A 4,099-nucleotide genomic window follows, 5' to 3' on the forward strand; every position below is an offset into this window, starting at 1 on the left:
GCTTCGTTCCTTGTCGCAAGAGAGGAGTTCTTGATGACAACTACGCCAAAGGAGCGAGAGCCAAAGGTCAAGGTTTCGGTGGATATCGATCCGGTCCCCACCTCATTTGAGAAGTGGGCCAAGCCGGGGCACTTCGATCGCAGCCTGGCGCGTGGGCCCAAGACCACGACCTGGATCTGGAACCTCCATGCTCTTGCTCATGACTTCGACAGTCACACCAGCGACTTAGAAGACGTCTCTCGGAAGATCTTCTCCGCTCACTTCGGCCACCTGGCGGTGGTCTTTGTCTGGCTGAGCGGCATGTACTACCACGGAGCTCAGTTCTCCAACTATTCTGCTTGGCTGGCGGATCCGATTAACATCAAGCCCAGCGCCCAAGTGGTCTGGCCCATCTTCGGCCAGGAGATCCTCAACGGCGATGTGGGCGGCGGCTTTGAAGGGATCCGCATCACGTCGGGTCTATTCCACCTCTGGCGAGCTGCCGGCATCACCAATGAGTTTCAACTCCTCTGCACCGCTATCGGCGGTCTGGTGATGGCTGGCCTCTGCCTGTTCGCCGGCTGGTTCCACTACCACAAGCGGGCTCCCAAGCTGGAGTGGTTCCAAAACGTGGAGTCGATGCTCAACCACCACCTGGCGGGCCTGCTGGGGCTGGGCTCGCTGGCCTGGGCCGGTCACCAAATCCACGTGGCCATCCCCATCAACAAGATGTTGGATGCGGGCGTGCCGGCGGCTCAGATCCCTCTGCCCCACGAGTTCATCCTCAAGCCGGCCCTGATGAAGGAGATGTTCCCCAGCGTGGATTGGGGCCTCTTCAGCGGGGTGGTGCCTTTCTTTACGTTGGACTGGGGCAAGTACGCGGAGTTCCTCACCTTCAAGGGTGGCCTGGATCCGCAAACGGGCGCCCTCTGGCTGACGGATCAGGCCCACCACCACCTGGCCATTGCCGTGCTCTTTATCGTGGCCGGCCACATGTACCGCACCAACTGGGGCATCGGCCACTCCATCAAAGAGATCCTGGAAGCCCACAAGGGCCCCTTCACCGGCGAGGGCCACAAGGGTCTCTACGAAGTGCTGACCAGCTCCTGGCACGCCCAACTGGCCATTAACTTGGCCATGGTGGGATCCCTGAGCATCATCGTGGCCCAGCACATGTACGCCATGAACCCCTACCCCTACATGGGCATCGACTACGCCACCCAGATCTCCCTGTTTACCCACCACATGTGGATAGGGGGCCTGTTTATCGTTGGCGGCGCTGCCCACGGGGCCATCTACATGGTTCGCGACTATGACCCGGCGGTGAACCGCAACAACGTGTTGGATCGGGTATTGCGCCACCGCGACGCCATCATCAGCCACCTCAACTGGGTGTGTCTGTTCTTGGGCTTCCACGCCTTTGGCTTCTACGTCCACAACGACACGATGCAGGCCCTGGGCCGTCCGCAGGACATGTTCTCGGACACCGGCATCCAACTGCAGCCCATCTTTGCCCAGTGGATTCAATCCCTGCACACTAAGGCCATCGCCAGCACCGCTCCCTATGTGGGCGCTTCGGTCAGCCCCATCTTCGGCGGCGACGTGGTGGCTGTGGGCGGCAAGGTGTCGATGATGCCGATGGTGTTGGGCACGGCGGACTTCATGGTGCACCACATCCACGCCATGACCATCCACATTACGGTGCTGATCCTGCTCAAGGGGGTGTTGTTTGCCCGCTCTTCCCGGTTGATCCCGGACAAAGGCAAATTGGGCTTCCGCTTCCCCTGCGATGGCCCGGGCCGCGGCGGCACCTGCCAGGTCTCCGGCTGGGATCACGTGTTCCTGGGGCTGTTCTGGATGTACAACTGCATCTCCATCGTGATCTTCCACTTCAGCTGGAAGATGCAGAGCGACATCTGGGGCACCGTCAACGCCGATGGCACGATTGAGCACATCACCGGCGGCAACTTTGCCACCAGCGCCATTAACATCAACGGCTGGTTGCGGGACTTCCTGTGGGCGCAATCGGTGCAGGTGATCAACTCCTACGGCTCGGCTCTGTCGGCTTATGGGCTGCTCTTCTTGGGCGCTCACTTTGTCTGGGCCTTCAGCCTGATGTTCCTGTTCAGCGGTCGCGGCTACTGGCAGGAGCTGATTGAGTCCATCGTTTGGGCCCACAACAAGCTAAAAGTCGCTCCGGCCATTCAACCCCGCGCTCTGAGCATCATTCAGGGTCGGGCGGTCGGTGTGGCCCACTACCTGTTGGGAGGGATCGTCACCACCTGGGCGTTCTTCCTGGCACGGTTCGGCGCACTCGGCTAAGGCAAGGAGGAAGAGAGAATCATGACAACTGCAACTCGTTTTCCCCAATTCAGCCAAGACCTGGCCAGCGATCCCACCACGCGTCGGCTGTGGTATGGCATTGCCACCGCCCACGACTTCGAGACCCACGATGGCATGACGGAGGAGCGGCTTTACCAAAAGCTGTTCGCCACCCACTTTGGCCATCTGGCAATCATCTTCCTGTGGGCCTCCGGCAACGTCTTCCACATCGCCTGGCAAGGCAACTATGAGCAATGGGTAGCCAACCCCATGGGTGTCACCCCCATCGCCCACGCCATCTGGGATCCCCACTTTGGCAAGGCAGCGGTGGAAGCCTTTACCCAACCGGGGGGCGGCGGCCCCGTCAACGCGGCCTACTCTGGCCTGTACTACTGGTTCAACACCATTGGCCTGCGCACCAACGGCGATCTCTACGCCGGTGCCATCGGCCTGTTGTTGTTGGCGGCGGTGTTTCTGTTTGCCGGCTGGCTGCACCTACAGCCCCGTTTCCGCCCCAGCCTGAGCTGGTTCAAGAACGCTGAAGCCCGCCTCAACCACCACCTGGCCGGCTTGTTTGGGGTCAGCTCCCTGGCTTGGACCGGTCACTTGGTGCATGTCGCCATCCCCGAGTCCCGCGGGCAGCACGTAGGCTGGGACAACTTCCTTACCACTCTGCCCCACCCGGCAGGTCTGAAGCCCTTCTTTACCCTCAACTGGGGGGTGTATGCCCAGAACCCGGACACGGCCAACCATGTCTGGGGCACGGCAGAAGGGGCGGGCACGGCCATCCTCACTTTCTTGGGTGGCTTTAACCCCAACACCCAGTCCCTGTGGCTGACGGACATGGCCCACCACCACCTGGCCATCGCGGTGATCTTCATCGTGGCCGGCCACATGTACCGCACCAACTGGGGCATTGGCCATAGCATCCGGGAGATCCTTGGCGCCCACAACCCCCCCAAGGGCACTCCCTTCGGAGGCCTGCTGGGAGAAGGCCACAAAGGTCTCTACGACACGGTCAACAACTCCCTGCATTTCCAGTTGGCTTTGGCTCTGGCCTGTCTGGGGGTGGTGACCTCGCTGGTGGCGCAGCACATGTACGCCCTTAACCCCTACGTGTTCATGTCCATGGATCACACCACGGAGGCGGCTCTCTACACCCATCACCAGTACATTGCTGGGTTCTTGATGGTGGGGGCCTTTGCCCATGGAGCCATTTTCCTGGTGCGGGATTACAATCCCGAAGCCAACAAGGACAACGTGCTGGCTCGGGTGCTGGATCACAAAGAGGCGATCATCTCCCACCTGAGCTGGGTGTCGCTCTTCTTGGGCTTCCACACCTTGGGGCTGTACGTCCATAACGATGTGATGCAGGCCTTCGGCACGCCGGAGAAGCAGATTCTGATCGAGCCGTTGTTTGCCCAGTTCATCCAGGCCTCCCACGGCAAGATGCTCTACGGCATGAACGTGCTGCTGTCGGATCCCAACAGCATTGCCTCCACTGCTTGGCCCAACCACGGCAACGTGTGGCTGCCAGGCTGGCTGCAAGCCATTAACGACCCCAATGGGTTCCTCTTCCTGCCCATTGGCCCTGGGGACTTCCTGGTGCACCACGCCATTGCCCTGGGCCTGCACACCACCACGTTGATCCTGGTCAAGGGGGCGCTGGATGCCCGCGGCTCTAAGCTGATGCCGGACAAGAAAGACTTCGGCTACAGCTTCCCCTGCGACGGCCCGGGTCGAGGCGGCACCTGCGACATCTCCGCCTGGGATGCCTTCTACCTGGCCATGTTCTGGA

At 61.0% G+C, this 4,099-nt stretch carries 2 protein-coding genes; both read left to right on the forward strand.

Features of this window, described 5'->3' with window-relative positions; translation table 11 throughout:
• The first annotated feature begins 33 nt into the window (after nt 1–33).
• Nucleotides 34–2,301, forward strand: a complete 2,268-nt coding sequence (gene psaA / locus NW846_RS12215) for a photosystem I core protein PsaA (RefSeq protein ID WP_414515281.1) — start codon at nt 34–36, stop codon at nt 2,299–2,301.
• 21 nt (nt 2,302–2,322) lie between these two features.
• On the forward strand, nt 2,323–4,099 hold a 1,777-nt coding region (psaB, locus tag NW846_RS12220; RefSeq protein ID WP_414516142.1), incomplete at its 3' end, for a photosystem I core protein PsaB.

Origin of the sequence: Synechococcus sp. W60.3 (genome assembly GCF_047502615.1) — a bacterium.
Classification (GTDB): domain Bacteria; phylum Cyanobacteriota; class Cyanobacteriia; order Thermostichales; family Thermostichaceae; genus Thermostichus.